The sequence below is a fragment of the Massilia hydrophila genome (assembly GCF_020208145.1).
GTDB classification, from domain to species: Bacteria; Pseudomonadota; Gammaproteobacteria; order Burkholderiales; family Burkholderiaceae_D; genus Telluria; species Telluria hydrophila.
This window is the reverse complement of sequence record NZ_JAHYBX010000002.1, coordinates 392892-419532: the sequence shown is the minus strand read 5'-3', so window position 1 is coordinate 419532 and position 26641 is coordinate 392892. Positions and strand designations below refer to the sequence as shown.

The following is a 26641-nucleotide window of genomic DNA, read 5'->3' as shown; positions in this document are numbered from 1 at the left end:
TGCTGGTCAGCACAGAAAAGGCACACCGCTGCGCCTTTTCTCTGCAGGCTACGACCATTGCTGGGAGCCTGCGATCTGGAAGTCTGGTGGGCGGTGCAGGATTCGAACCTGCGACCCCTTGGATGTCGACCAAGTATTCTAACCAGCTGAACTAACCGCCCGGGGAGCCGCATTATACGTAGCGGCACAGCAGTTTTGCAATAGCTTTTTTTCGATCGTGTTGAACGGCCCGGTTGCAAGCCTCGCCGCTCCTGCGCGGACGGGCTGGCGGATCGCGGGTTGTCGTTGCCCGCTCAAAATGTTATTGTACAAATGCATTTTGCGGAACAGGCGCCGGCGGCGACGTGCATGGCACGTTGCGGCCACCGGCCAGTCCTCCCGCATTCCCATGTTTTCCTTCGCCGGCAGCCGGCGCGGCAGTGCCTGCGGCAACTGTGCCGCGCCCTGCCCTGTTCCCTGGCATGTCCGCCCGCTGGCGGCCTCCCCATGCCCCGACCCGGTCCGCAGCCCTGCGCGCGGACGCATCGCAAAAAAGGATGCACCATGACTGTCATTGATGCACAACGCTGGTCCCGCCCCCTCGATCCCGCCTGCCTCGTGCTCGCCACCGACCTCGACGGCACACTGCTGGCCGGTACGCCCGAGGCGCGGCGCCGCGTGCGCGACCTGTTCAGCGCCACCGGCACCCAACAGACACCCCGTCCCACCCTCGTATTCGTCACCGGGCGCGGCCTGGAAACCGTGATGCCCCTGCTGAGCGATCCGACCATCCCGCGTCCCGACTACATCATCGCCGACGTCGGTGCCACCGTGGTCGATCGCGAGCTGCGCCCGGTGGAGCCGATCCAGCACGAACTCACGGCCCACTGGCCGGGCAGCCAGGCCGTGCTGCGCGCCCTGGCCGGCTTTCCGCAACTGGTGCGCCAGAGCGTGCCCCAGGAAAGGCGCTGCTCCTTCCTCGCTACCGAAGACGCCATCACGCCGGCACTGCGCGCGGCGGTGGCTGCGCTCGACTGCGAGCTGCTGTTCTCGGCCGGCCGCTACCTCGACGTGCTGCCGCGCGGCGTCGGCAAGGGCGCGGCCCTGCGCCGCCTGGTCACGGTCGCTGGCTTCGATCCGGCCAGCGTGGTGGTGGCGGGCGACACCCTGAACGACCTGTCGATGTTCGAGGCCGGTTTGCGGGGCGTGGCCGTGGGCGGCTCCGAGCCGGCCCTGGTCGAGCGCGTACGCCGCAATCCGCGTGTGCACCTGGCCAAGGCCGAAGGCTGCGGCGGCATCCTGGAAGGCCTGGCGCACCACGGCATGTCGGCCGGTGCCGCAGCCGCGCTGCCCGCGCCCCCGGCCATGGGTGACGCCGACCTGGTGATGGTCTACCACCGCCTGCCCTACGACGAACTGGTGGTGGACGGCATCACGCTGCAGCGCCGCCCGAAGAGCCCGAACGGCATCATGCCAACCCTGCTGAACTTCTTCGCGGGCGGGCGCAAGGGCTCGTGGGTGGCCTGGTCGCAGCAGGCCTCGCGCACGCCGGAAGGCTTCGACACCCACGTGGCGGTCGACCCGCAGCGCTATCCGCAGCTCAAGGCGGCGCGCATCGCCCTCACCGGCGAGGACATCGATCTGTTCTACAAGAAGTTCTCGAAAGAGGCCTTCTGGCCGATCATCTTCTCCTTCCCCGACAAGGCCGAATTCCACCAGGCCCACTGGGAGCGCTTCCTGGAAGTGAACCGCCTGTTCGCCGAGCAGACCGCGCGCGAGGCCGCCCACGGCGCCACCGCCTGGATCCACGACTACAACCTGTGGATGGTGCCGGCCTTCCTGCGCCCGCTGCGCCCGGACCTGACGATCGCCTTCTTCCACCACACCGCCTTCCCCTCGAGCGACGTGTTCAACATCCTGCCATGGCGACGCGACATCATCGGCAGCCTGCTGCAGTGCGACTACGTGGGCTTTCACATCCCGCGCTACGTCGAGAACTTCGTCGATGCGGTACGCTCGTTCGCGCCGGTGGACGTAGCCGGCAGCGTCCCGTGCGCGCCGCGCTTCCTCACCTATGGCTGCGCGCTCGGGGTCGACCGCATGACCACCGCGATCGAGGTCGGCGGACGCCGGGTGGCGCTGGGCGCCCACCCGGTCGGCACCGACGTCAAGCTGATCCGGCGCCTGCTCGACGGGGGCGAGGTACAGCGCCAGCTGGCCGAACTCGACGGCCTGCTGGAAGGCAGGACCGGGATCGTCTCGATCGAGCGCCTCGACTATGTGAAGGGCTCGCTGGAGAAGCTGCAGGCCTACGAGCGCATGCTGGAACGCCATCCGGAACTGCTGGGCAAGGTGACGCTGCTGAACATCGTCACGCCGGCCGCCAGCGGCATGGAGATCTACGACAGCCTGCGCGAGGAACTCGACCGCACCGTGGGCCGCATCAACGGCCGCTTCTCGACGCTCGACTGGGTCCCGGTGCGTTACTTCTACCGTTCGCTGCCCTTCGAGGACGTGGTAGCCCACTACGCCGCCTGCGGCATCGCCTGGATCACGCCCCTGCGCGACGGCCTCAACCTGGTGGCCAAGGAGTATGTCGCCACCCGCGCTGCGGTGGGACGGCCCGGGGTACTGATCCTGTCCGAATTCGCCGGCGCCGCAGTGGAGCTGCATGGCGCCTTGCTGGTCAATCCCTACGACGCCAACGCCATGAGCGAGACCCTGTACCAGGCGCTGAGCATGGGCGAGGACGAAGTCGCCTACCGCGCCGGGCGGCTGGCGATGATCGTGGACGAACACGACGTCACGCGCTGGGGCGACGGCTTCCTGGCCGCACTGGCGCCGCAGGACGCGCCCGCCTGCGACGAACGTTCGGCCGCCTGAAGAAAGGAACACGCATGAACACCATTTTCCTCGCCAACCCCTTGGGCGACTGGCTGGTGGCGCTGGCACTGGCGGCCATCGTCGCGGTTGGCCTCGATACGCTGAAATCGATCCTGCTACGGCGCCTGCGGGCCTACGTCGCCGCGGCGCCGGAAACTGCGCGCCCGGCCGCCGTGGCGCTGGCCGCGTTGTCGGCAACCCGGCTGGCGGTGCTGGTCGTGATCGGCCTGTACGCCGGCGCCAGCCTGCTCACGCTGTCCGAACGCGCGCAGCTCCTGGTGGGCCGCGTGGCGATCGCCGCGGTGCTCGCCCAGTGCGCGATCTGGGGCGACCATGCGGTGCGGGCCTGGCTGGCCGCCGCCCGCGCCCGGCAGGTGGCCGATCCCGACCGCGTCACCACCTCGGTGGCGATCGCCTACCTGGGCCGGGTGGCGCTGTGGTCGGTCGTGGGCCTGATGATCCTCGATAACCTGGGCGTCAACATCACCACGCTGGTGGCCAGCCTCGGTATCGGCGGCATCGCGCTGGCGCTGGCGGTGCAGAGCATCCTGGGCGACCTGTTCGCCTCGCTCTCGATCGTGGTCGACAAGCCCTTCGTGGCGGGCGACTTCATCATCGTCGACAGCATGCTGGGCACGGTCGAACGCATCGGCCTGAAGACCACCCGCGTGCGCAGCCTGGACGGCGAGCAGATCGTGTTCTCGAATGCCGACCTGCTCAAGAGCCGGATCCGCAACCTGCGCCGCATGGAAGAACGGCGCGTGGTGTTCCGGATCGCGGTCACCTACGACACGCCCGAGCCCACCCTGCGCGCCCTGCCCGGCCTGCTCGAAGCGATCGTCACGGCCCAGCCGCAGGTGCGCTTCGACCGCGCGCACCTGGGCTCGCTCGCGGCGCCGGCCTATACCTTCGAAGTGGTGTACTACGTGAACAGCGCCGACTACCGCGTCTACATGGACGTGCAGCAGGAAATCTACCTGGGCATCGTGGCCATGCTGGGCCAGCAGGGCGTGCGCCTGGCGCTGCCGGCCCACCAGGTGCGCCTGGACACGGCCAGCAGCCAGCCGCTGGTGGACCAAGTGGCGCCCGACAAGCGCGAAGCCGCGTAAACGCGCTGCCAGCGTGACATACAAACACGCGAGAGAGTGAACATTGTGAAATCCGTAGCGTGTACAATCGGATAATGTACGTCCGCCGGCCTGCGTGCCCTTCGCGGTACGAGGCTGGCCGATCCACCCTGACCTTTCATAGGAGTTCATATGGCAATCAGTCTGCAAAAAGGCGGCAACGTCAACCTGAGCAAGGAAGCCCCCGGCCTGACCAAGGTCATCATCGGCCTGGGCTGGGACCCACGCGCCACCGATGGCGCGGCCTTCGACCTCGACGGCAGCGCCTTCATGCTCAAGGCGGATGCCAAGGTGCGCGGCGACAGCGACTTCATCTTCTACAACAACCTGAAGTCGACCGACGGCTCGGTGGTCCACGCCGGCGACAACACCACCGGCCAGGGCGATGGCGACGACGAGAAGATCGCGGTCGACCTGTCGCGCGTGCCGGCCGACATCGAGAAGATCTCGTTCTGCGTCACCATCCACGACGCCGATGCGCGCCGCCAGAATTTCGGCATGATCGCCAAGGCCTACATCCGCTGCCTGAACGGTAACGGCGAAGCCGAGATCGCGCGCTACGACCTGTCCGAGGACAGCTCGACCGAGACCGCGATGATCTTCGGTGAACTGTACCGCCATGGCGGCGAATGGAAGTTCCGCGCGGTTGGCCAGGGCTTCAAGGGCGGCCTGGGTCCGCTGGCCCGCTCGTTCGGCGTCAACGTCTAAGCATCCCGGTTTCTACAAAGAGCGGCGCCAGCCGCCTGCATTACCGCGCCCGCCCTTCCGGCGGGCGTTTGTCCACCTGTCTTGAAAGAGCCCATGCGCGTCTGGTACAACAGGACCTTCTCGTCCGTCTACGCCGCGATCCGGCTGGTGCGCGCCGCCGATACGGCCGGCCGCTTCACCATCATCCACAGCAATGCCAACCGCCATACGCCGGCCGCGCTGCTGGCCCACGAATTCCACCGCGAACCGGTCGGGCTCGAGTCGGCGGCCTACGTCGACTGGTGCCTGGAATTCTGCCGCGCCCAGCGCATCGACATCTTCGTGCCGGGCCGTGAGGCGACCGCGCTGGCGGCCCACCACGCGCGCTTCCTGGAGATCGGCACGCGCGTGCTGAGCGCCGCCACGCCGGCCCGGCTACAGCTCATCCACGACAAGGCCGGCTTCTATGCCGAAACCCGGCTGCCGCAGGCGCCGGTGGCCGAGTTCCGCCGCTTCGAGGACCTGGCCGGCTTCGACGCCGCCTGGGCCGAGCTGCGCCCGCGCCATGCGAAACTATGCATCAAGCCCTCGCACGGCATCTACGGCATCGGCTTTGCCGTGGTCGACGAGGAGCGCAGCAGCGCCGCCCTGCTGCTGGGCGGGATCGAATACCACATCGGCTACCACGACCTGCGCCGCGGCCTGGCCGAACTCGGCGAGTTCCGCACCATGCTGCTGATGGAATTCCTCGAGGGCCACGAGTACAGCGTCGACTGCGTCGGCGACGCGGGCCGCCTGGTGGCGGCGGTAGCGCGCCGCAAGCTGGGCCAGGCCGGCGCCGGCCAGCTGATCGACATGCGGCCCGAGATCATCGAGGCCACCACGCAGCTCGCCGCCGATCATGGCCTGAACGGTGTGTTCAACGTGCAGTTCCGCGAAGCGAACGGTACACCGCGCCTGCTGGAAATCAACCCGCGCATGTCGGGCGGCATCGGCATGGCCTGCGCGGCCGGGCCGAACCTGCCCTGGATCGCGCTGAAGGGCTTCGCCGACGGCTTCGACACGGTCGAGGTGCCGCCGGTCGCCAACGGCATGCGGGTGGCCGAAGTGGCCGACGCGCTGGAGTTGCCATGAACGCCACGTCCGACCCGGCCCTGCTGGCCCGGCGCAGCGTAGCGCTGCCCACCGGCCTGCTCGAGCTCACCCTCGACGACGGCGCCGCAGAAGCCGACGACCTGCTCGGTTTCGCCGCGCGCGCCAATGCCAAGCGCGGCTTCCTGTTCCTGAGCAAGGTGCTGGGCAAGCACTGGCCGGCCAGGCCGGCCGCCATGCTCGCCGTCCACGAGCGCCTGGCCGCCACCGTGCCGGAAGACGAAGGCCCGCTGGTCTTCATCGCGATGGCCGAAACCGCGATCGGCCTGGGCCAGGGTGTGTTCGAGGCCTGGCTGCGCGCGCATCCGGGCCGTGAGGCGCTGTTCATCCACACCACGCGCTACCGCGTGGGCAGCGGGCCGCTGATCGAATTCGAGGAAGCGCACAGCCACGCGCCGCGCCAGTTCCTGCACCTGCCCGAGGATCCGGCGCTGCGCGCGCTGTTGCTGGGCGCACGCACGCTGGTGCTGGTCGACGACGAAGCCAGCACCGGCAATACCTTCCTGAACCTGACCGATGCCTGCCGCCGCCTGAATCCGGGCATCGCGCGCGTGCACCTGGCCACGATCACCAATTTCATGGGACGCGCCGCCACCGCAGGCCTGGCCGCGCGTTTTGGCCTGCCCGTGAGCATGGGCGCCCTGGTCAGCGGAGAGTACCGCTTCGCGCCGGCCGACTACGTGGCCCCTGCCGGTATGGCCCAGCGTTTCGACCCGGACGCCGACCGCGGCGCCAGCCCCGCCTTCGGGCGCCTCGGGCTGCGCGCCACACTGCGCGCTCCGACGGAACTGGCGGCCAGGCTGGCGGGCGAATTCACCCTTGGCGCGCGCGTCGCCGTGCTGGGTACGGGTGAATTCATGCACGCGGCATTGCTGCTCGGCCGGGCGCTGGAAAACCGCGGCCTGGACGTGCGCGTGCAGTCGAGCACGCGCTCGCCCATCCTCACCTGGGGCGCGGTCGACCATGCCCTGTCCTTCCCCGACAACTACGGCGAAGGCGTGCCCAATTTCATCTACAACATCGCGCCCGGCCAGTACGACCACGTGCTGGTCTGCCACGAGACCGCACCGAATGCCGCCTTGCGCGCCTTCGCCGGCCAGCTCGGCGCGCGCCTGTTCCACTTCCAGTCCGAGACCGACGTTGAAGAAGTTCCTGTTCGCTGACCTGGACGATACCCTGTTCCAGACCTTCGAGAAATGCGCGCCGCGCGCGCACCTCGAACCGGCCGCCTATTACAAGGACGGCAGCATCTGTTCGTACACCACGCGCGCCCAGCGCGCCTTTCTCGGCTTCGTGCAGGACGGGATGACGGTGATCCCGACCACCGCGCGCGACCACGACGGCCTGCGCCGCGTGCACCTGCCGTTCGACAGCTACGCCATCATCAACTATGGCGGCGTGGTGCTGGAGCCGGGCGGCGTCCCCGACCAGCCCTGGCTGGAAGACATGCGCGCCGCCATGCATGCCGCCCTGCCGGGCCTGGAAGAGCTGGCGCGCCACATCGACGCTTATGCCGCGGCCACCGGTTTCGGCGGCCGCGCGCGCATGATCGAGGACTTCGCGACCCCCTTCTTCCTGGTGGTGAAGGACCCGGACAAGCAGCACGCGCGGCTGGCGCCGATCGAGGACGAGGTGGTGCGGCCCTGGATCGCGGCCGGCGACCGCGATTACGCCGTGCACCGCAACGGCAACAACCTGGCGATCCTGCCGAAGGCGCTCGACAAGGCCAACGCCGTGGCCCACGTCACGCACAAGCTGCGCGCCGAGCACGGCGACATCGTCACCTTCGGCATGGGCGACAGCCGCTCCGATGCGCGCTTCATGGCGGCCTGCGACTACGCCATCGTGCCGCGCGCCACCCAGCTGGCGCGCCTGACGGTGGAGGCGCTATGAGCTTCGCCGGCAGCTACCGCAACGGCGAAGTGGACTTCCTGCTGACCCGCCTGCAGGCCCAGGCTTTCACCGACGTCGCCGCCAAGGAACGCCTGATCCAGTCCGGCCAGCGCCACTACAGCCAGATGCTGTCGCCCGAAGCGGTGCCCTCGCAGCGCTACATGGACCTGTTCGAGCAGGCCTGCCGCGCCAACAATGCGCGCATGGCGGCCGACTGCCTGCGGCTGGCGGCGCTGATCGCCGATCGCCGCGACGGCCCGATCACCCTGGTCTCGCTGGCGCGTGCAGGCACCCCGGTGGGCGTGGTGGTGGGGCGCCTGCTGCGCGAAACCTTCGGACGGCAGGCGGTGCACTATTCGGTGTCGATCGTGCGCGACCGCGGCATCGACGCGGCGGCGCTGCGCCACATCCTGGCCAGCGGCCACGCGCCGGCATCGATCGTGTTCGTGGACGGCTGGACCGGCAAGGGCGTGATCGCGCGCGAACTGGCGCGCTCGGTGTCCGCCTTCAACGCGGCGCAGGACACCTGCATCGACCACGGCCTGTACGTGCTGTCCGACCTGGCCGGCGCGGCGGCCTGCGCGGCGTCAGGCGAGGATTACCTGATCCCGTCGAGCATCCTGAATGCCACGGTGTCGGGCCTGGTCAGCCGCACGGTGCTGGACGAACGCATCGGCCCGGACGACTTCCACGGCTGCGTGTTCTACGAACAGTTCGCCCCGCACGACCAGTCGCAGCGTTTCGTCGATGCGCTGGTGGCGCTGGCGCCCGCCGCGGTCCCGGACGCGCAGCCGCTCGACGCCCGCGCCGCGGCCGCACGCTCGCGCGGCTACCTGGAGGTGGCGCTGGCGCGCCATGGCATCCAGGACGTGAACCTGGTCAAGCCCGGCATCGGCGAAGCTACCCGCGTGCTGCTGCGCCGCGTGCCGCGCCTGCTGGTGCTGCGCCGGGCCGGCCACGCCGAGGTGGCGCACCTCGAGCTGCTGGCGCAGGAAAAACAGGTTCCGGTCGTCATCGACCCGGAGCTGCCCTATCATGCCGTTTCCCTGATCAGGAGTGCATCGGATGCTTAAGCTGGCAAACCAGTCGCTCGGCGCGTCGCTCTACGTGCCGGCCAACCACAAGGACCTGGCCAGCATCGCCAATGGCGACAAGCTGCCCGGCGCGCGCTCGCTCATCTTCTGCCTGGAAGACGCCATCGCCGAGCGCGAACTGAGCTGGTCGCTGTTCAACCTGTCGGTGGTGCTGGCCAACATGCGCGCCGACGCCGCCGTCGAGCGCTTCGTGCGGGTACGCAACCCGGAAGTGCTGGCCCGCGTACTGGCCATGCCCGGCGTGGAGAAGCTGGCCGGCTTCGTGCTGCCGAAGATCACGCGCCACAATTTCGACACCTATTTCCGCCTGGTGCGCGATACGGGCCACGTCCTGATGCCGACGCTGGAAACGGCCGAGGTCTTCAGCGACGGCGAGATGCAGCAGCTGCGTGCGGTGTTCGAGGCGCCCGGCGTGCGCCACCGCATCCTGGCCCTGCGCATCGGCGGCAACGACCTGCTGGCCCTGCTGGGCCTGCGCCGGCCGCGCGGCATGACCATCTACCGCACCCCGCTGGGCCAGGTGATCGCGCGCCTGGTCACCACCTTCCGCCCCTATGGCTTCGCGCTGACGGCGCCGGTGTTCGAATACCTCGACCTGCCGGAACTGCTCGACCAGGAGGTGCTGGAAGACCTGGCCCACGGCATGGTCGGCAAGACCGCGATCCACCCGACCCAGGTCGAACCGATCGAGCGCCACTACCAGGTGCGGCCGCAGGACCTGGCGGTGGCGCGCGCCATCCTGGACGAAGCCAGTCCCGCCGTGTTCCGCATGGATGACGCGATGTGCGAAGTGGCCACCCACCGCGCCTGGGCCGAGCGTCTGGTGGAGCAATCCCACCGTTTTGGATCCCGTTCGATGGAAGGAGAACCCTCATGAACCTGTTTTCGCGTGGCCAGAAGGGCAAATTGGCCGACCTTGGCTGCGGCAGCGCCTTCATCGTGGAGCTGGACATCGCCGCGCCCGGCATGTCGGTCGACGTCTCCTGCTTCGGCCTGGATGCGGCGGACAAGCTGTCGGACGAGCGCTACATGGTCTTTTACAACCAGCTGGCCACCCCGGAAGGCGCGGTGCGGCTGGAGCTGAGCGGCGCGCTGGCCCGTTTCGCCGTGAATCTCGACGCCCTGCCGGCGACGATCGCGAAGCTGGTGTTCGTGGCAGCGATCGACGGCGCGCAAACCATGCGCGCGCTCGGCGCCTGCGCCCTGAACCTCGGCAATGCGGTGCGCTTCCCGTGGTCGGGCGCCGACTTCGGCGACGAGAAGGCTGTCATCGTGGCGGAACTGTACCGGCGTGACGGCAGCTGGCGCTTCGGCGCCGTCGGCCAGGGCTTCAATGGGGGCCTGTCGGCGCTACTCGCGCACTTCGGCGGTACCGAGGCGGCGCCTGCCGCGCCGGCGGCCGCTCCTGCCGCTCCTGCCCCGGCCCCGGGCCCGAAGGTCTCGCTGTCGAAAGTCACGCTGGAAAAGCGTGGCGACAAGGTCTCGCTCGACAAGCGCGCCGGCGGCGGCTTCGGGCGCATCCACGTCAACCTGAACTGGAACCAGTCGGCCACGGCGGCGCCGCCGCAACAGCCTGCGAAAACCGGTTTCTTCGACAAGCTGATGGGCGGCATGGGCGGCATGGGTGGCGGGGCGCGTAAGGGCCGCGGCGGCATCGACCTCGACCTCGGCTGCATGTACGAACTGGCCGACGGCCGGCGCGGCCTGGTGCAGGCGCTCGGCAATGCCTGGGGCGACTTCGAGCGCGAACCCTACATCCGGCTCGACGCAGATGACCGCACTGGCGCCGCGGCCGGCGGCGAGAACCTGTACATCAACGGCGAGCGCTTCGACCAGATCCGGCGCGCCCTGATCTTTTCGTTCATCTACGAAGGCGTGCCCAACTGGTCGGCAACCGATGGCGTGGTGACCATCGCCGCGCCCGGCCAGGCGCCGATCGAAGTGCGGCTGGACGGCGGCGGTAACCAGATCATGTGCGCGATCGCGCTGATCGAGAACCGCAACGGTAGCCTGCAGGTCACCAAGCTGGCCGAGTACTTCCAGCAGCAGGGCGGCACCAGCGCGCACGAACTGATGGACCGCCATTTCGGCTTCGGCATGCGCTGGAAGACGGGAACCAAGGGTTGACCGGGCAACGCGCTGGCTTGCCAGTGCGTTGTCGTCCTGCCGGGTTTCGCCAAGAAGTATGCCGGTAACAGTTCAAACTCGGCGACCTATACGCTGCCGAAGGCAGATACCGATGGCATCAGCATCGATTTCACGTTCAGTTTCACGCCGACCAAGTCGAAGAAGGCCAAGGATGAGTTGGAGGACAATGATTTCCTGGGCTTCTGGTTCAACAGCTCGAACGACGCGAGTGTTGGCGTCAAGGCCAACTGCGGCGACGGCACCTGCACCGACGACGTGTTTGTGCGCCTGGGCGGTACCAGCGGCGTTTTCCTGAAAGGCAGCGACCTCGAAGACGGCAAGGAATACCGGATCTTCGCGTACCTCTACAAGAGCGAAGGCAGCGCCTACTACGACAACCTGGATGCCTGGCTGAATCCGAGCCAGTCCGAGATGCTGAGCTTGACCGGCGCGCACGTCCACGCCGACACGAAGGTGAAAGCTGCAGGTAGCAACAAGTCCACCCAGATCACCTCGGTCGGCTTCCGCACCGCCAATGTGGACAACGGTGTGGTCTTCACCGTCACGGCCCCCAACCTGAACGTGGATGCGGCTGCCGTGCCGGAACCGGGCAGCCTGGCGCTGATGGGTCTCGCGATGGCCGGCCTGGGCGCCGCGCGCCGCCGCAAGAAGAACTGATCACCCCGGAAAACAGCGCTTCGGCGCTCTTTTTTTTTTGGGGCGCTACCAGCAGTCATTGCTCGGCAGGAGTGATTCGCTGGCCGCAGGAAGCAGCACGGTTGCCTGGGCGGAAACGACAAGGGCCGGGAGTCCTTGCGAACTCCCGGCCCCTGCTACCGCGGCGGATCACTCCGCCAGCGGATAACACGATTACTGCAGCTTGATTTCGACGTCGACGCCAGCCGGCAGGTCGAGCTTCATCAGCGCGTCAACGGTCTTGTCGGTCGGATCCACGATGTCCATCAGGCGCTGGTGGGTGCGGATTTCGAACTGGTCGCGCGAGGTCTTGTTGACGTGCGGCGAACGCAGGACGTCGAAACGCTGGATACGGGTCGGCAGCGGGACCGGGCCCTTGACCACTGCGCCGGTGCGCTTGGCGGTGTCGACGATTTCCAGGGCAGACTGGTCGATCAGCTTGTAGTCGAAGGCTTTCAGGCGGATGCGGATTTTCTGGTTCGGAGCGGACATGCTATTTCCTTTAAAAGAACGTTCCGGCTTGGTGCCGGCAATGTGTGAAAGGTGCTTCGGTACTGCTCAAGAGGCGGGAGTATAACATCGTTCCCTCTCATAAAGATGGGGACAGACTAAAAAGTCTGTCCCCATCGTTGTCACGGTGGGACAAGCCCACCGTTGGATCAGGCTAAGCGAACTTAGGCGATGATCTTGGCAACCACGCCGGCGCCGACGGTACGGCCGCCTTCGCGGATTGCGAAGCGCAGGCCTTCTTCCATCGCGATCGGAGCGATCAGCTTGACGGTGATCGACACGTTGTCGCCTGGCATGACCATTTCTTTGTCGGCCGGCAGCACGATCGAACCGGTCACGTCAGTCGTACGGAAGTAGAACTGCGGACGGTAGTTGTTGAAGAACGGGGTGTGACGGCCGCCTTCGTCTTTCGACAGGACGTACACTTCGCCGGTGAAGTCGGTGTGCGGCTTGATCGAGCCCGGCTTGGCCAGGACCTGGCCACGCTGGACGTCTTCACGCTTGGTGCCGCGCAGCAGCAGGCCGACGTTGTCGCCAGCTTGACCCTGGTCCAGCAGCTTGCGGAACATTTCCACGCCGGTGCAGGTGGTCTTGACGGTGTCGACGATACCGACGATTTCGATCTCTTCGCCGACCTTGATGATGCCGCGCTCGACACGACCGGTCACCACGGTACCGCGGCCCGAGATCGAGAACACGTCTTCCACCGGCATCAGGAAGGCGCCGTCAACGGCACGTTCCGGGGTCGGGATGTAGGTGTCGAGGGCTTCAGCCAGTTGCATGATGCACTCTTCGCCCAGCGGACCCGGCTGGCCTTCCAGGGCCATACGTGCCGAACCCTTGATGATTGGCAGGTCGTCGCCCGGGAACTCGTACTTCGACAGGAGCTCGCGCACTTCCATTTCGACCAGTTCCAGCAGTTCTGCGTCGTCGACCAGGTCGCACTTGTTCAGGAACACGATGATGTACGGAACGCCAACCTGACGCGCCAGCAGGATGTGCTCGCGGGTCTGCGGCATCGGGCCGTCAGCGGCCGAGCACACCAGGATCGCGCCGTCCATCTGCGCGGCACCGGTAATCATGTTCTTGATGTAGTCGGCGTGGCCTGGGCAGTCAACGTGCGCGTAGTGACGGTTTTCGGTCTCGTACTCGACGTGCGCGGTGTTGATGGTGATGCCGCGTGCCTTCTCTTCCGGAGCCGCGTCGATCTGGTCGTAGGCCTTGGCTTCGCCGCCGAACTTCTTCGACAGGACGGTTGCGATTGCAGCCGTCAGGGTGGTTTTGCCGTGGTCAACGTGACCGATGGTGCCGACGTTGACGTGCGGCTTGGTCCGTTCGAATTTACCTTTTGCCATTTCCTATCTTCCTTTAAAAGAAACGATTTATTTGTTCTAGCTTGTTTGGAGACGGGCTCCACGAGGAACCCGTCTCCGGTTTTTTATTACTTGGCTTTCGCGGTCACGATAGCGTCGATCACGTGCTTCGGAGCTTCCGAATAGTGCTTGAACTCCATCGTGTAGGTTGCACGGCCCTGGGTCGCCGAACGCAGCGAGGTCGAGTAACCGAACATTTCCGACAGCGGGACTTCGGCCTTGATGATCTTGCCGCCGCCGCCCGGGATTTCGTCCATGCCTTGCACCATGCCGCGGCGGGACGACAGGTCGCCCATCACGGAACCGGCGTAGTCTTCCGGCGTTTCCACTTCCACGGCCATCATCGGCTCGAGGATGACCGGGTTCGCCTTGCGGCAGCCGTCCTTGAATGCCATCGAACCGGCCATACGGAACGCGTTCTCGTTCGAGTCGACGTCGTGGTACGAACCGAAGGTCACGGTGACTTTCACGTCAACGACCGGGTAGCCAGCCAGCACGCCGCTGGTCAGGGTCTCGCGCACACCCTTCTCGACTGCCGGGATGTATTCGCGAGGAATGACACCACCCTTGATGGCGTCGACGAATTCGAAGCCCTTGCCCGGCTCTTGCGGCTCGATCGACAGGACAGCGTGACCGTACTGGCCGCGGCCGCCCGACTGCTTGACGAACTTGCCTTCGACGTCGGTGACTGCCTTGCGGATGGTTTCGCGGTAGGCAACCTGCGGCTTGCCGACGGTTGCTTCCACGCCAAACTCGCGCTTCATGCGGTCAACGATAATCTCCAGGTGCAGCTCGCCCATACCACCGATGATGGTCTGGCCCGATTCTTCGTCGGTACGCACGCGGAACGACGGATCTTCCTGTGCCAGGCGGTTCAGCGCCAGGCCCATTTTTTCCTGGTCAGCCTTGGTCTTCGGCTCGACAGCCTGCTGAATGACCGGCTCCGGGAACACCATCTTCTCCAGGGTGATGACAGCCGAAGGATCGCACAGGGTTTCGCCCGTGGTCGCTTCTTTCAGGCCGACTGCAGCGGCGATGTCGCCGGCGCGGACTTCCTTGATTTCTTCGCGCTGGTTGGCGTGCATCTGCAGGATACGACCCAGGCGTTCCTTCTTGCCCTTGACCGGGTTGTAGACGGTGTCGCCCGAATTGATCATGCCCGAGTAGACGCGGAAGAAGATCAGCTGGCCGACGAACGGGTCGGTCATGATCTTGAACGCCAGTGCCGAGAACTTCTCGTTATCGTCAGCCTTACGGGTGACCGGCTGGTCGTCTTCATCGGTACCTGCCACTGGCGGGATGTCGACTGGCGATGGCAGGTATTCGATCACGGCGTCGAGCATGGCTTGCACGCCCTTGTTCTTGAACGCGGTACCGCACAACATCGGCACGATTTCCGATGCAATGGTGCGCTGGCGCAGGGCGGCCTTGATCTCTTCTTCCGACAGATCGCCTTCTTCCAGGTACTTGTTCATCAGGTCTTCGTTCGCTTCAGCAGCGGTCTCGACCAGTTTTTCACGCCATTCGTTCGCCAGCTCAACCAGGTGCTCCGGGATGTCAGCGTATTCGAATTTCATGCCTTGCGAAGCCTCGTCCCAGATGATTGCTTTCATCTTGACCAGATCGACTACGCCTTGGAAGTTTTCTTCCGCGCCGATTGGGATCACGACCGGGATTGGGTTCGCCTTCAGGCGTGCGCGCATCTGCTCGTACACTTTGAAGAAGTTCGCACCGGTACGGTCCATCTTGTTGACGAATGCCAGACGCGGGACTTTGTACTTGTTAGCCTGACGCCACACGGTTTCCGACTGTGGCTGCACGCCACCGACTGCGCAGTAAACCATGCAAGCGCCGTCCAGCACGCGCATCGAACGCTCGACTTCAATGGTGAAGTCGACGTGGCCCGGGGTGTCGATGATGTTGATGTGGTGAGGCTGGAAGTTCTTGGCCATACCGCTCCAGTAGCAGGTCGTCGCTGCCGAGGTAATGGTAATGCCGCGTTCCTGCTCCTGCTCCATCCAGTCCATGGTGGCGGCGCCGTCGTGCACTTCGCCCAGCTTGTGGTTCACGCCCGTGTAGAACAGGACGCGTTCGGTGGTGGTGGTCTTACCAGCATCGATGTGAGCGGAAATACCGATATTGCGGTAGCGCTCAATGGGGGTCTTGCGTGCCATAATTTTTCCTAAATCTTTGAATGGACAAAACCGGGCGGCATCTTGGAGTCAAAATGTGCCCGGCCTGAACAACGAATACTGCGTTGGCCGCGCCCCCTGAAGGGTTTGGCCATGTGCTTAGAAGCGGAAGTGCGAGAACGCCTTGTTCGCTTCTGCCATGCGGTGCACTTCGTCACGGCGCTTCATTGCGCCACCGCGCATTTCAGCCGCTTCCATCAGTTCACCACCCAGGCGTTGCGGCATGGATTTTTCGCTGCGCTTGTTTGCGGCTTCGCGCAACCAACGCATGGACAGCGCCATACGACGAACCGGACGAACTTCCACTGGCACCTGGTAGTTGGCGCCGCCGACACGGCGGGATTTCACCTCGACCATCGGCTTGCAGTTGTTGATCGCGGTCGTGAACACTTCCAGTGGGTCCTTGCCCGATTTTTGCTGGATGTGCTCGAACGCACCGTAGATGATGTTTTCAGCGACCGATTTCTTACCGGACAGCATCAGAACGTTGACGAACTTGGCGACATCGGTGTTGCCGAATTTTGGATCCGGCAGGATTTCGCGCTTGGGTACTTCACGACGACGTGGCATTTCAATTCCTTCCTATCTTCAGTTGAGTGCGGGATCCGCACTCGCGAAAGACCCTCATGATCTTTCACTTACTCGGCCTTCCGGCCGGCTCAACTTAACTTTTTAATGTGGCCTGTACGTGACAGGGTCCGCAGAATTACTTCTTGGCGCCGGCCTTGGCGCGCTTGGCACCGTACTTCGAGCGAGCCTGCTTACGGTCTTTCACGCCCTGGGTATCCAGTGCGCCGCGGACCATGTGGTAACGCACACCCGGCAAGTCTTTCACACGGCCGCCGCGGATCAGGACGACGCTGTGCTCTTGCAGGTTGTGGCCTTCACCGCCGATGTACGAAATGACTTCGAAACCGTTGGTCAGGCGCACCTTGGCGACCTTACGCAGTGCCGAGTTCGGCTTCTTCGGGGTCGTGGTGTAGACACGGGTGCACACGCCGCGCTTCTGCGGGCAGTTTTCCAGTGCCGGGGACTTGCTCTTCACAACCGCGGCTTCACGCGGCTTGCGAATCAGTTGATTGATGGTTGGCATCGTTCAAAAATCCAACAAAATTACTACGTTGATGACCCGGGCAGGATATTGCGTGTTGCCCGGGGACTGAAACCTAGTCCCGACATTACTGGACAGCGGAGGCGACGAAAGCCACTCACCAAAGGAGCGGCTGCGAATGCGTATACGGTGTGCAGAATAAATTCGAGAACTCGCGAGTATAGACCCGATAGTCGAGTGGGTCAACCGCTTTGCCGGCCGGCCAGGCCGCCTGCGGGAGTAAACCGGGGTTTACCGTGATGGATGTGGCAAGCCTGCGACAACGCCCTGTCCTGGCTTGCAAGCAGGATAGTGCGTTTCCCATTATAAAGACGGGATAATAGCCGATTTCGCCCCCTCCCCGCCCGACCGATGTCCCGTCCCCTGCCGAACCTGCTGCGCCCCGCCCCGCTCTATCTGCTGCTGAGCTATGCGCTGCTGTCCGCCATGCCCTTCGCCGGCCGGCTGCTGGATGCGCAGGAGCAGGCGGACAGTCCATGGCAGCTGCTGGGCGCCGGCCTGTTCGCCTGGATCGCGGCCTGGGCCCTGGGCAAGCGCCCGGCCTGGTTCCACTGGGCCTTGCTGCCCGCCTTCCTGGCACTGCCGGTCGAGCTCTATCTGCTTGTCTATTATGGCCAGGGCATCTCGACCCACCACCTCGGCATCATCGCCGAAACCAGCCCCAGCGAGGCGCTGGAATTCCTGGGCGGGAAAGCCTGGCTGCTCGGCGCGGTGCTGCTCGCGGTACTGCTGTGGTTCGGCTCGACCTGGGCGGTGGCCTGGCGCACGCGCACCCTGGACTGGAACGACCGCTCGCGCTGGGCCGTGCTGGGAGTGCTCGGCGCCTGCGCGGCGGTGCTGGCCTACGGGCAGGCATTCGGCTATGTCCAATCGCAGGGCAAGCGCGCCGCCGCGCCCGTCAGCGCCATGGCGGGCAGCTGGCCGGCCCTTCCCGCCTGGGCCAGGCCGCCGCTCGACCTCGACCTGTTCGCCCATTCCTGGCCCTTCGGCCTGGCCGCGCGCGGCCTCGACTTCTATAAAGAGCGGGTCTACCTCGCGCAACTGAAGCGGCGCAGCGCCGACTTCCGCTTCGGCGCGCGGCAGGCTGGGGACGAACACGCGCCGCAGGTCGTCGTGGTGGTACTCGGCGAATCCTCGCGCTTCGACCGCTGGAGCCTGAACGGCTATGGGCGCCAGACCAATCCCCTGCTGGCACGCGAAGAGAACCTGGTGATGCTGAAGGACGTGATCACGCCGGTGTCGGCCACCCGCCTGTCGGTCCCCGTGATCATCTCGCGCAAGCCCGCGATGCAAAGCCTGAAGGATGGCTTCTCGGAGAAATCCTTCCTGTCCGCCTTCAGGGAAGCCGGCTTCAAGACCTTCTGGATCTCGAACCAGGTCTCGTTCGGCAAGTTCGACACGCCGGTGTCGGTGTTTGCGCAGGAGGCGGACGAGGTCCAGTTCCTGAACCTGGGCGACACCTCGGGCGCCTCGAACCACGATGCGGTGCTGCTCGAACCGCTGCGGCGCGCCGTCGCCGACCCGGCGCAAAAGGTGCTGGTGGTGCTGCACACGCTGGGCAGCCACTGGAACTACGCCCACCGCTATCCGCAGGAATTCGACCGCTGGCTACCCTCGCTGCGCGCGCTCGACAAGCCCGACTACACCAATCCGCGCATCGAGCCGGAGATGAACAACAGCTACGACAGTGCGATCCTGTACACCGACTGGTTCCTGTCGAACGTGATCGGCGTGCTCAAGGAGAGCGGCTTGCCGGCCTCGATGCTGTACGTGGCCGACCACGGCCAGACCCTGTACGACAAGTCGTGCAAGATCGCCTTCCACGGCCATAACACCCAGTACGAATTCCACGTGCCGGCCTTCGTCTGGTACTCGCGCAGCTATGGCGAGCGCTTCCCCGGCAAGATCGCGCAGCTGCAGCGCCACCGCGGCGCCAAACTCTCGACCGAGAACATGTTCCATACCGTCCTCGACATGGCCGACATCCGCTATCCGGACGAGCGGCTTGCCTGGAGCTTCGTGAACCCGGCCTTCCAGCGCCACAAGCGCTACGTCGACAGCTACGGCTGGACCGACTACGACGACGCGAAGATGCGCGGCGACTGCCGCGAGGTGATCGCGAACGGCAAGCCGCTCAAGCGCTACTGAGGCTGGCGCGCTGCGCTCGCGCCTCGGGCTGCTTCGCCTGCGGGGTATAGAAATCGATGAGAGGGCGCAGCAGGTCGGCAATGAAGATCGGATCATGCCGCATCCTGGCAGCGTGGCGGACATCAAATCTCACGCATTCCCACCCACTGTCCGCGTACAGTGTCCGAGGGCGTATTGACGGACACCGCGGACACCGGACACGGCAGCGGCTTTCCCCGGAAAATCAGGTACTTGCCTTACTGGCACAGATCCTGCATTGACAGCTGCATTCACGTTGTCAACCAGAAAAGCCATGATCCGCGACACCTCCCACCAAGACGCCGTCATCACGCCGGCACCGGTCCACCAGCTCAAGCGCCGTGCCCTGTGGGTGGGTGGCGCCATCGCCATCCTCGCCGCCAGCGCCGCCGTGTTCGGCGCCTGGACCAGCAGCGAACACTCGGTCAAGGAAGCGCGCCTGCGCATCGCCGAGGTCACGCGCGGCACCCTGGTGCGCGACGCCTCGGTGAATGGCCGCATCGTGGCCGCCATCAGCCCTACCCTGTATTCCACCGCCCCGTCCACCGTCAACCTGAAGGTTGCCGCCGGCGACACCGTCAAACGCGGTGATGTCCTCGCCGTGCTGGAGTCGCCCGACCTCACCGATCAACTCAAGCGCGAGACCTCGAGCTACGAGCAGCTCAAGGCCGAGGTGGCGCGCCAGCAGATCCTGGCGCGCAAGCAGAAGCTGCTGGCGCAGAAGGAAGCCGACACCGCCGAGATCGACCGCCTGTCGGCCCAGCGCACGCTGGAACGCTACGAGAGCGTGGCGCAGGTCGGCATCATCGCCAAGATCGACTACCAGAAGGCCAAGGATGCGCTGAACTCTGCCGAGATCCGTGCGCGCCACGCGTCCCAGGCCGCGGGCCTGGAAAGCGACGACGTGCAGCTGGCCCTGAAGACCAAGATCAACGAACTGGAACGCCAGCGCCTGTCGCTGGCCAACGCCCAGCGCCGCGTGGACGAGCTGACCGTGCGCGCGCCGGTGGACGGTTTCATCGGCACCCTGAACGTGCAGAACCGCATGGTGGTGGCCGCCAATGCGCCCCTGATGACCCTGGTGGACCTGTCCAAGCTCGAAGTCGAAGTCGAGGTGCCGGAGACTTATGTGGCCGATATCGGCCTGGGCATGAACGCCGAGATCACCCTGCCCTCGGGTACGGCGACCGGCAAGCTGTCCGCGCTGTCGCCGGAAGTGGTCAAGAACCAGGTGCTGGCGCGCATCCGCTTCGACGGCGAGCAGCCCAAGGGCCTGCGCCAGAGCCAGCGCGTGAGCGCGCGCCTGCTGATCGAGGAAAGGCCGAACGTCCTGATGCTGCCGCGCGGCCCCTTCGTCGAAAGCGAGGGCGGACGCCATGCCTATGTGGTGCAGGACGGAATCGCCGTGCGCACCCCGATCCAGCTCGGCGCCACCAGCATCTCGGCCGTCGAGATCCTGTCCGGCCTGAAGCAGGGAGACAAGGTGGTGGTCTCCGGCACCGACACCTTCAACAATGCCGCCCGCGTCACGATCAACTGAGTCAACCGAGTCGTCCCTGAACAAGACCAACACAAACTAGGAGAATCCCATGCTGCGCATGACCAACCTGAGCAAGGTGTACCGCACCCACATGATCGAGACCCACGCGTTGCGCGGCTTCGAGATCGACGTCAAGCAGGGCGAGTTCGTTACCGTCACCGGACCGTCCGGCTCCGGCAAGACCAGCTTCCTGAACATCGCCGGCCTGCTGGAGGAATTCACCTCGGGCGAGTACATCCTGGACGGCATCAACGTCAAGGGACTGGACGACAGCGCCCGCTCGCGCCTGCGCAACGAGAAGCTGGGCTTCATCTTCCAGGGCTTCAACCTGATCCCCGACCTGAACCTGTTCGACAACGTCGACGTGCCGCTGCGCTACCGCGGCTTCAACAAGACCGAGCGCAAGGAACGCATCGAGGACGCGCTCGGCAAGGTCGGCCTCGCCTCGCGCATGAAGCACTATCCGGCCGAGCTGTCCGGCGGCCAGCAGCAGCGCGTCGCGATCGCGCGCGCGCTGGCCGGTTCGCCCAAGCTGCTGCTGGCCGACGAACCGACCGGTAACCTCGACACCCAGATGGCGCGCGGCGTGATGGAGCTGCTGGAAGAGATCAACGCGGCCGGCACCACCATCCTGATGGTGACCCACGACCCCGAACTGGCGGTGCGCACCCACCGCAACGTCCACATCATCGACGGCCAGGTCTCGGACCTGGTGCGCAAGGGCCCGACCCTGGTCGACGCCAAGGCGGCCGCGGTGTCGGCATAAGGAGGGAGGCGCCATGTTCTCCTATTACTTCAAGCTTGGCGTACGCAGCCTGCGCCGCAACCCGGCCCTGACCGCGCTGATGGTGCTGACCCTGGCCATCGGCGTGGCCGCCAGCGTCTCCACGCTCACCATCCTGCACATGATGTCGGGCGACCCGATCCCCGAGAAGAGCGAGCGCCTGTTCGTGCCGCACGTGGACAACGGCCCGGTCGAAGGCTGGTCCCCGAGCGACGGCCCGAACGACGACCAGCTGGGCTACATCGACGCCGCCAACCTGCTCAAGAGCGGCCAGGGCGAGCGCCGCACCGCGATGTACGGCGTGTTCCAGCCGATCGAACCGCCGCGCGCCGACATGCCGGCCTTTACCGCCTCCGGCCTGGCGCCCACGCGCGACTTCTTCACCATGTTCAAGGTGCCCTTCCTGCATGGCCAGGCCTGGACGGAAGGCGACGACACGCGTGGCGCCGATGTCGTGGTACTGGGCCGCGCGGTGGCCGAGAAGCTGTTCGGCGAGGCCAACCCGGTTGGCCGCCAGATCCGCATCGGCGGCTTCCCCTACACCGTGGTCGGCGTGCTCGACGCCTGGAACCCGCTGCCGCGCTACTACCGCCTGATCGGCGGCAGCCGCTTCGGCAACCCGGAAGAGTTCTTCATTCCCTTCTCCACCGCGCTGCGCCACGAGATGGGCCATAACGGCAGCATGAATTGCAGCGCCAACCGCGACCCGGGCTTCGCCAACCTGCTTGCCTCGGAATGCACCTGGCTCCAGTTCTGGTTCGAGACCCGCTCGGCCGGCGACCGCGCCGAGCTGCAGTCCTGGCTCGACAACTATGCGAGCGAGCAGCGCAAGCTGGGCCGCCTGAAGCGCAATGCGCCGAACAAGCTGTATAACGTGATGGAGTGGATGGAACACATGAAAGTGGTCGGCAACGACAGCAAGCTGTCGGCCTGGCTGGCCTTCGGCTTCCTGATCCTGTGCCTGGTGAACACCGTCGGCCTGCTGCTGGCGAAGTTCTCCGTGCGCGCCTCCGAGATCGGCGTGCGGCGCGCGCTTGGCGCCTCGCGCCGCGACGTGTTCAAGCAGTTCCTGATCGAGACCGGCGTGGTCGGCCTGGTCGGCGGCGTGCTCGGCCTGGCGCTGTCCTTCGGCGCGCTGGCGCTGATCGGCATGCAGAGCAAGGGCATGGCGGCGGTCGCGCGCATGGACTGGCAGATGCTGATGCTGACCTTCATCATGTCCGTCACCGCCGCCATCCTCGCCGGCCTGCTGCCGACCTGGCGCGCCTGCCAGGTGACCCCGGCCATCCAGCTGAAATCGCAGTGACAACCAGACAAGGAAAGAAACCATCATGGAAATCAAGCCTATCCTGTCCGCGCTGATGCGCAACAAGACCGGTCCGATCCTGGTTGCGCTGCAGGTCGCGCTGAGCCTGGCGATCCTGGCCAATGCCCTGCACGTCGTGAACGAGCGCCGCGCGGTGGCGGCGCGCCCCACAGGCCTGCAGGATGAAGCAGCCACCTTCTACTTCAACGTGCGCAACCTGAACAGCGACGGCCCCGAACAGATGCTCGCCACCATCAAGCGCGAAACCGAGGTGCTGCGCGCGGTGCCGGGCGTGGTGTCGGTGGCCCAGGTGACGCAGATGCCGATCTCCGGCAGCGGCAGCACCAACAGCGTCGCGCTCGACCGGCGCCAGGAGCGCGAGAGCGCGCTCGCTTCGGTGTACATCTCCGGCGATTCGCTGGTCAAGACGCTGGGCCTGCGCCTGGTGGAAGGACGCGACTTCCAGCCGCAGGAACTGGTCGACGTCAACGAGAACGCCAGCCGTGACCTGCCCAAGCAGCTGATCATCACCAAGCCACTGGCCGACAAGCTGTGGCCGAACGGTTCGGCGATCGGCAAGACCCTGTACTTCGGCACCGGCGAGGAAGCCCAGGGTGCGCAGATCGTCGGCGTGGTCGAGCGCCTGCAATCGGCCCACGGCGATGTCGGCGAGCGCGGCGAGTGGTCGGCCCTGGTGCCGGCACGCCTGTATGGCAATCCGGGTTCCCTGTACGCCATCCGCGCCGAAGCGGGCCAGCGCGACCGCGTGATGAAGGAGGCGGAAGCCGCGCTGCGCAAGTCCTCGGCCACGCCGATGATCCTGGAGGCCAAGACGGTCGAGGAAGACCGCCAGAAGCGCTACCGCGGCGACGTCGCGCTGGCCTGGATGCTGATCACGGTCAGCGTGCTGCTGCTCCTGATCACCTGTTCCGGCATCGTCGGCATGGCCAGCCTGTGGGTCACCCAGCGCCGCAAGCAGATCGGCGTGCGGCGTGCGCTGGGCGCGCGCAAGCTCGACATCCTGCGCTACTTCATCGTGGAGAACGTGATGATCACCAGCGCCGGCGTGTTCGGTGGCGTCGTGCTGGGCCTCGGGCTGAACCACCTCCTGGTGACCAGGCTCGAGATGGCGCGCCTGCCGGCGCCCTACCTGGTCGGCGGCGCGTTCGTGTTCTGGGCGCTCGGCATCCTGGCGGCGTATGGCCCGGCCTGGCGCGCGGCCAGCATCTCGCCGGCGACGGCCACGCGCAGCGCATGACGGCTCACTTGAGGCGTGCCAGAGTATTAACTTTGGGCAACCAACCAGTGCTACACTTGCCGTCATGCCTACCGTATTGATCATCGACGACAACGCCGCGGTCGCGATCGCGCTCGAGGTCCTGTTCTCCCTGCACGACATCGCCTCGCTGCGCGCGGCGTCGCCGGAGGAAGGACTGGCCATCCTCGGGCGCGAGGCGGTCGACCTGGTCATCCAGGACATGAACTTCACGGCCGATACGACTTCCGGCGAGGAAGGCGTGGCGCTGTTTCGCGAGATCCGCCGGCGTTATCCGGACCTGCCGGTGATCCTGCTCACCGCCTGGACCCACCTGGATGCCGCGGTGGAACTGATCAAGGCCGGCGCCGCCGATTACCTGTCCAAGCCCTGGGACGACGAGCGCCTGCTCACCACGGTGAGCAACCTGATCGAACTGGGCCAGGCCAACCGCGCCCTGAATCAGCGCCTGCAGCGCGAGCGCAAGGCCAAACGCGAGCTGGAACAGAACTTCGACCTGCGCGGCCTGGTATGGCAGGACCCGGCCACCGAACGCGTGCTCACCCTGGCCTGCCAGGTGGCGCGCGCCGACGTGCCGGTGCTCATCACCGGCCCGAACGGCACCGGCAAGGAACGCATCGCCGAAATCATCCAGGCCAACTCGCAGGTGGCCGACGGCCCCTTCGTGGTGCTGAACTGCGGCGCCCTGCCCTCGGAACTGATCGAGGCCGAACTGTTCGGCGCCGATGCCGGCGCCTACACCGGTGCTTCCAAAGCCCGGGAAGGCAAGTTCGAGGCGGCCGACGGCGGCACCCTGTTCCTCGACGAGATCGGCAACCTGCCGCTGGCCGGCCAGATGAAACTGCTGCGCGTGCTGGAAACCGGACGCTTCGAGCGCCTCGGCTCGAACCGCGAGCGGCAGGTGAAGGTGCGCGTGATCAGCGCCACCAATGCCGATCTCGGCGCCATGATCCGCGCCGGGACCTTCCGCGAAGACCTGTTCTACCGCCTGAACGTGATCGAACTGCGCCTGCCGCCATTAGCTGCGCGCCCGGGCGACATCCTGCCGCTGGCCCTGTCCTTCCTGCGCGGTAAACGCCTGCATCCGTCGGCGGAAGCGGCGCTGCAGGCGCACGGCTGGCCCGGCAACGTGCGCGAACTGAAGAACGTGATGGCGCGCGCCAGCCTGCTGGCGCAGGGCGATGTCATCAAGGCGGCCGACCTCGGCCTGCCGGTGACGGTGGCTCCGACGCAGGACACGGAACCCGACCGCGAAGCCATCGTGCAGGCGCTGGCGCGCGCCGGCGGCGTGGTGTCCCAGGCCTCCGCCGAGCTGGGCCTGTCGCGCCAGGCCCTGTACCGGCGCATGGAACGGCTCGGCATCGCCAGGCCGGCATGAGCAAGGACGGGCGCAGGGGCGTTCGCCTCTCGCTGGTCACGCGCTGGTCGGCGCTGGTCGGCACCCTGCTGGCGCTCGGCATGCTGGTCGCGCTCGGGCTGGACCACCTGTTCCCCGGGCATCCGGTGCTGGTCTTCGTGGCCTGCCTTGCTGCGATCGTCCCGATCGCGATCATCACCATCCGTTCCCAGATCCAGCCCATCCTGTCGCTGTTCCGCGCCCTCGAAGGCACGGTCGCGAGCTACCGCGACGGCGACTTTTCCTTCAGCCTGCACTGGCCGCAGAACGACGAGCTGGCCGACCTGATCGCCGCCCACAACGCCCTCGGCCAGGTGCTGCGCGAACAGCGCCTGGGCCTGGTCCAGCGCGAACTGCTGCTCGACACCATGGTCCAGAACACCCCGGTGGCGATGCTGCTGGTGACCGATTTCGCCAGCGCCGGCACCCAGGCCGGCACCATCGTGTACGCCAACCTGGCGGCGCGCCAGCTCCTGTCGGAAGGGCGCAAGCTGGAAGGCCATGGGCTGGACGCCATCCTGGACGGCGCGGCCCCGGCCCTGAAGGAAGCGCTGGCGCGCGGCGGCGACGGCCTGTTCACGGCCGGCGAATCGGAAGAGGAAGAGGTCTACCACCTGGCCAGGAGCAGCTTTACCCTGAACGGCCGGCGCCACGAACTGCTGCTGCTGCGCCACCTGACGACCGAACTGCGGCGCCAGGAAGTGCAGACCTGGAAAAAGGTGATCCGCGTGATCAGCCATGAACTGAACAATTCGCTGGCGCCGCTGGCCTCGCTCGCGCATTCCGGCGCCGAGCTGGTACGGCGCGGCCAGACCGAGCGACTGCCGCAGATCCTGCAGACCATCGGCGAGCGCACCCGCCATCTGGAGAGCTTCATCCTCGGCTACGCGCGCTTCGCCAAGCTGCCCGCCCCGCGCCTGGCGGCGGTGCCGTGGCAGGTCTTCGTGGACCGGCTGGCGGACCAGGTAGCCTTCCGCCTGCTGGGCGAACTGCCGCAGGAACCCGTCTGGATCGACGCCGCCCAGATGGAGCAGGCCCTGCTCAACCTGCTCAAGAACGCCCATGAATCGGACTCGCGCCCGGACGCGGTGGCGCTGCAGGTGCGCCGGATGCAGGAGGCGGTACGCATCGACGTGCTCGACCGCGGCAGCGGCATGAGCGAGACGGTACTCACCAATGCCCTGGTGCCCTTCTACTCCACCAAGCGCAGCGGCACCGGCCTGGGCCTGGCGCTGGCGCGCGAGATCGCCGAGGCGCATGGGGGACGCATCATGCTGTCGAACCGGGACGGGGGCGGACTGGCCGTGACGCTGATCCTGCCGGCGCCGCCGGCCGCGCCGGGGATGTGA

22 protein-coding genes and 1 tRNA gene are annotated in these 26641 nt (G+C 66.2%); 17 read left to right on the top strand and 6 right to left on the bottom strand.

What is annotated here, in order from left to right; all coding sequences use genetic code 11:
• Positions 1-84 precede the first annotated feature (84 nt).
• A tRNA-Val gene (locus tag LE190_RS08965) sits at positions 85-161 on the bottom strand.
• A 382-nt stretch (positions 162-543) separates the two neighbouring features.
• On the opposite strand from LE190_RS08965, the gene ggpS reads away from it, so the two are divergent.
• From ggpS to LE190_RS08915, 10 genes are all read left to right on the top strand, one after another.
• The gene (ggpS, locus tag LE190_RS08960) at positions 544-2862 is read left to right on the top strand and encodes a glucosylglycerol-phosphate synthase (protein ID WP_225238384.1); all 2319 of its coding nucleotides are present in this window, start codon (positions 544-546) and stop codon (positions 2860-2862) included.
• A gap of 14 nt (positions 2863-2876) precedes the next feature.
• Complete coding sequence (locus LE190_RS08955; protein ID WP_225238383.1) at positions 2877-3971, top strand: mechanosensitive ion channel family protein; 1095 nt, start codon at positions 2877-2879, stop codon at positions 3969-3971.
• A 150-nt stretch (positions 3972-4121) separates the two neighbouring features.
• Positions 4122-4697 (top strand): TerD family protein, encoded by a 576-nt coding sequence (locus tag LE190_RS08950; protein ID WP_225238382.1) that lies wholly within the window; start codon positions 4122-4124, stop codon positions 4695-4697.
• Positions 4698-4790: 93 nt separating this feature from the next.
• Positions 4791-5810: an ATP-grasp domain-containing protein gene (locus LE190_RS08945; protein ID WP_225238381.1), complete on the top strand. Its 1020-nt coding sequence runs from the start codon at positions 4791-4793 to the stop codon at positions 5808-5810.
• Positions 5807-6991: a phosphoribosyltransferase domain-containing protein gene (locus LE190_RS08940; RefSeq protein WP_225238380.1), complete on the top strand. Its 1185-nt coding sequence runs from the start codon at positions 5807-5809 to the stop codon at positions 6989-6991. Before LE190_RS08945 ends, LE190_RS08940 begins: the two co-directional genes overlap by 4 nt.
• A complete protein-coding gene (locus LE190_RS08935) occupies positions 6969-7721 on the top strand; it encodes an HAD family hydrolase (RefSeq protein WP_225238379.1) in 753 nt (250 codons plus the stop codon). Before LE190_RS08940 ends, LE190_RS08935 begins: the two co-directional genes overlap by 23 nt.
• Entirely contained in the window at positions 7718-8794 is a 1077-nt protein-coding gene (locus LE190_RS08930; protein ID WP_225238378.1) for a cysteine protease StiP family protein, read from the top strand. The genes LE190_RS08935 and LE190_RS08930 overlap by 4 nt, the downstream gene beginning before the upstream one ends.
• The gene (locus LE190_RS08925) at positions 8787-9692 is read left to right on the top strand and encodes an HpcH/HpaI aldolase/citrate lyase family protein (protein WP_225238377.1); all 906 of its coding nucleotides are present in this window, start codon (positions 8787-8789) and stop codon (positions 9690-9692) included. Before LE190_RS08930 ends, LE190_RS08925 begins: the two co-directional genes overlap by 8 nt.
• The gene (locus tag LE190_RS08920; RefSeq protein WP_225238376.1) at positions 9689-10942 is read left to right on the top strand and encodes a TerD family protein; all 1254 of its coding nucleotides are present in this window, start codon (positions 9689-9691) and stop codon (positions 10940-10942) included. The genes LE190_RS08925 and LE190_RS08920 overlap by 4 nt, the downstream gene beginning before the upstream one ends.
• Positions 10943-11119: 177 nt before the next feature.
• The gene (locus LE190_RS08915; protein WP_225238375.1) at positions 11120-11620 is read left to right on the top strand and encodes a PEP-CTERM sorting domain-containing protein; all 501 of its coding nucleotides are present in this window, start codon (positions 11120-11122) and stop codon (positions 11618-11620) included.
• Between the two features lie 192 nt (positions 11621-11812).
• Here the strand turns inward: LE190_RS08915 and rpsJ are convergent, their stop codons facing one another.
• The 5 genes from rpsJ to rpsL form a co-directional block, all read right to left on the bottom strand.
• A complete protein-coding gene (gene rpsJ / locus LE190_RS08910) occupies positions 11813-12130 on the bottom strand; it encodes a 30S ribosomal protein S10 (RefSeq protein WP_005663509.1) in 318 nt (105 codons plus the stop codon).
• A gap of 182 nt (positions 12131-12312) precedes the next feature.
• The gene (gene tuf, locus LE190_RS08905; protein WP_225238322.1) at positions 12313-13503 is read right to left on the bottom strand and encodes an elongation factor Tu; all 1191 of its coding nucleotides are present in this window, start codon (positions 13501-13503) and stop codon (positions 12313-12315) included.
• An 86-nt stretch (positions 13504-13589) separates the two neighbouring features.
• Entirely contained in the window at positions 13590-15695 is a 2106-nt protein-coding gene (gene fusA, locus LE190_RS08900) for an elongation factor G (RefSeq protein WP_225238374.1), read from the bottom strand.
• Between the two features lie 117 nt (positions 15696-15812).
• Positions 15813-16283, bottom strand: a complete 471-nt coding sequence (gene rpsG / locus LE190_RS08895; protein ID WP_027867277.1) for a 30S ribosomal protein S7 — start codon at positions 16281-16283, stop codon at positions 15813-15815.
• A gap of 136 nt (positions 16284-16419) precedes the next feature.
• Complete coding sequence (gene rpsL / locus LE190_RS08890) at positions 16420-16806, bottom strand: 30S ribosomal protein S12 (protein ID WP_027867278.1); 387 nt, start codon at positions 16804-16806, stop codon at positions 16420-16422.
• 369 nt (positions 16807-17175) lie between these two features.
• On the opposite strand from rpsL, the gene LE190_RS08885 reads away from it, so the two are divergent.
• The 7 genes from LE190_RS08885 (at position 17176) to LE190_RS08855 (ending at position 26641) form a co-directional block, all read left to right on the top strand.
• Positions 17176-18972 (top strand): phosphoethanolamine transferase, encoded by a 1797-nt coding sequence (locus LE190_RS08885; RefSeq protein ID WP_225238373.1) that lies wholly within the window; start codon positions 17176-17178, stop codon positions 18970-18972.
• Positions 18973-19264: 292 nt separating this feature from the next.
• Positions 19265-20530, top strand: coding sequence for an efflux RND transporter periplasmic adaptor subunit (locus LE190_RS08880; protein ID WP_225238372.1), 1266 nt, complete (start codon positions 19265-19267; stop codon positions 20528-20530).
• A gap of 49 nt (positions 20531-20579) precedes the next feature.
• Positions 20580-21296 carry an ABC transporter ATP-binding protein gene (locus LE190_RS08875; protein ID WP_224944310.1) on the top strand — a complete coding sequence of 239 codons (717 nt, stop codon included), beginning with the start codon at positions 20580-20582 and terminating at the stop codon, positions 21294-21296.
• A gap of 13 nt (positions 21297-21309) precedes the next feature.
• The gene (locus LE190_RS08870; RefSeq protein WP_225238371.1) at positions 21310-22620 is read left to right on the top strand and encodes an ABC transporter permease; all 1311 of its coding nucleotides are present in this window, start codon (positions 21310-21312) and stop codon (positions 22618-22620) included.
• Between the two features lie 25 nt (positions 22621-22645).
• Positions 22646-23878 carry an ABC transporter permease gene (locus tag LE190_RS08865; RefSeq protein WP_225238370.1) on the top strand — a complete coding sequence of 411 codons (1233 nt, stop codon included), beginning with the start codon at positions 22646-22648 and terminating at the stop codon, positions 23876-23878.
• 64 nt (positions 23879-23942) lie between these two features.
• Complete coding sequence (locus tag LE190_RS08860; protein WP_225238369.1) at positions 23943-25274, top strand: sigma-54-dependent transcriptional regulator; 1332 nt, start codon at positions 23943-23945, stop codon at positions 25272-25274.
• On the top strand, positions 25271-26641 hold the full coding sequence (locus LE190_RS08855) for a sensor histidine kinase (protein WP_225238368.1): 1371 nt from the start codon (positions 25271-25273) through the stop codon (positions 26639-26641). The genes LE190_RS08860 and LE190_RS08855 overlap by 4 nt, the downstream gene beginning before the upstream one ends.

What these genes read in the sequence shown, in the direction of transcription:
- ggpS (WP_225238384.1), top strand. Translation starts at nt 544, where the DNA reads ATGACTGTCATTGATGCACAACGCTGGTCCCGCCCCCTCGATCCCGCC.
- LE190_RS08955 (WP_225238383.1), top strand. Translation starts at nt 2,877, where the DNA reads ATGAACACCATTTTCCTCGCCAACCCCTTGGGCGACTGGCTGGTGGCG.
- LE190_RS08950 (WP_225238382.1), top strand. Translation starts at nt 4,122, where the DNA reads ATGGCAATCAGTCTGCAAAAAGGCGGCAACGTCAACCTGAGCAAGGAA.
- LE190_RS08945 (WP_225238381.1), top strand. Translation starts at nt 4,791, where the DNA reads ATGCGCGTCTGGTACAACAGGACCTTCTCGTCCGTCTACGCCGCGATC.
- LE190_RS08940 (WP_225238380.1), top strand. Translation starts at nt 5,807, where the DNA reads ATGAACGCCACGTCCGACCCGGCCCTGCTGGCCCGGCGCAGCGTAGCG.
- LE190_RS08930 (WP_225238378.1), top strand. Translation starts at nt 7,718, where the DNA reads ATGAGCTTCGCCGGCAGCTACCGCAACGGCGAAGTGGACTTCCTGCTG.
- LE190_RS08925 (WP_225238377.1), top strand. Translation starts at nt 8,787, where the DNA reads ATGCTTAAGCTGGCAAACCAGTCGCTCGGCGCGTCGCTCTACGTGCCG.
- LE190_RS08920 (WP_225238376.1), top strand. Translation starts at nt 9,689, where the DNA reads ATGAACCTGTTTTCGCGTGGCCAGAAGGGCAAATTGGCCGACCTTGGC.
- rpsJ (WP_005663509.1), bottom strand. Translation starts at nt 12,130, where the DNA reads ATGTCCGCTCCGAACCAGAAAATCCGCATCCGCCTGAAAGCCTTCGAC.
- tuf (WP_225238322.1), bottom strand. Translation starts at nt 13,503, where the DNA reads ATGGCAAAAGGTAAATTCGAACGGACCAAGCCGCACGTCAACGTCGGC.
- fusA (WP_225238374.1), bottom strand. Translation starts at nt 15,695, where the DNA reads ATGGCACGCAAGACCCCCATTGAGCGCTACCGCAATATCGGTATTTCC.
- rpsG (WP_027867277.1), bottom strand. Translation starts at nt 16,283, where the DNA reads ATGCCACGTCGTCGTGAAGTACCCAAGCGCGAAATCCTGCCGGATCCA.
- rpsL (WP_027867278.1), bottom strand. Translation starts at nt 16,806, where the DNA reads ATGCCAACCATCAATCAACTGATTCGCAAGCCGCGTGAAGCCGCGGTT.
- LE190_RS08885 (WP_225238373.1), top strand. Translation starts at nt 17,176, where the DNA reads ATGTCCCGTCCCCTGCCGAACCTGCTGCGCCCCGCCCCGCTCTATCTG.
- LE190_RS08880 (WP_225238372.1), top strand. Translation starts at nt 19,265, where the DNA reads ATGATCCGCGACACCTCCCACCAAGACGCCGTCATCACGCCGGCACCG.
- LE190_RS08875 (WP_224944310.1), top strand. Translation starts at nt 20,580, where the DNA reads ATGCTGCGCATGACCAACCTGAGCAAGGTGTACCGCACCCACATGATC.
- LE190_RS08870 (WP_225238371.1), top strand. Translation starts at nt 21,310, where the DNA reads ATGTTCTCCTATTACTTCAAGCTTGGCGTACGCAGCCTGCGCCGCAAC.
- LE190_RS08865 (WP_225238370.1), top strand. Translation starts at nt 22,646, where the DNA reads ATGGAAATCAAGCCTATCCTGTCCGCGCTGATGCGCAACAAGACCGGT.
- LE190_RS08860 (WP_225238369.1), top strand. Translation starts at nt 23,943, where the DNA reads ATGCCTACCGTATTGATCATCGACGACAACGCCGCGGTCGCGATCGCG.
- LE190_RS08855 (WP_225238368.1), top strand. Translation starts at nt 25,271, where the DNA reads ATGAGCAAGGACGGGCGCAGGGGCGTTCGCCTCTCGCTGGTCACGCGC.